Origin of the sequence: Prevotellamassilia timonensis (genome assembly GCF_021531665.1) — a bacterium.
Classification (GTDB): domain Bacteria; phylum Bacteroidota; class Bacteroidia; order Bacteroidales; family Bacteroidaceae; genus Alloprevotella.
This window is the reverse complement of record NZ_JADYUH010000209.1, coordinates 1-273: the sequence shown is the minus strand read 5'-3', so window position 1 is coordinate 273 and position 273 is coordinate 1. Positions and strand designations below refer to the sequence as shown.

At 49.8% G+C, this 273-nt stretch carries 1 protein-coding gene; it reads left to right on the top strand.

Annotation, left to right across the window (positions count from 1 at the left end; translation table 11 throughout):
- Positions 1 to 59 precede the first annotated feature (59 nt).
- Positions 60 to 164: a hypothetical protein gene (locus I6E40_RS11110; protein WP_410897059.1), complete on the top strand. Its 105-nt coding sequence runs from the start codon at positions 60 to 62 to the stop codon at positions 162 to 164.
- Positions 165 to 273: the final 109 nt, after the last annotated feature.

Genomic DNA, 273 nt, shown 5'->3' with positions numbered 1-273 from the left:
TGTCCGCCACCGAAATCTTCGAGACCTTGAAGCGCGAATCCCCGCGTGCGTTGCAGGGCGTGAAGATAGCGGGCATGGGTCGCCAACTCCGCCACCTGGGCGTACTGAAAAAGCGCACCGCGAAGGGCGTGTTCTACTGTGTCAGCCGGAAGCAGGTGGTTTGAACGAGAAGAACCGCCTTTCTGAACCACCTTTTTGAGACATTAATGTTCATGAATTGATTCATTAAAAGCCATTAATTTGTTTTTGAACACGAATTGTTCACGAATTGAA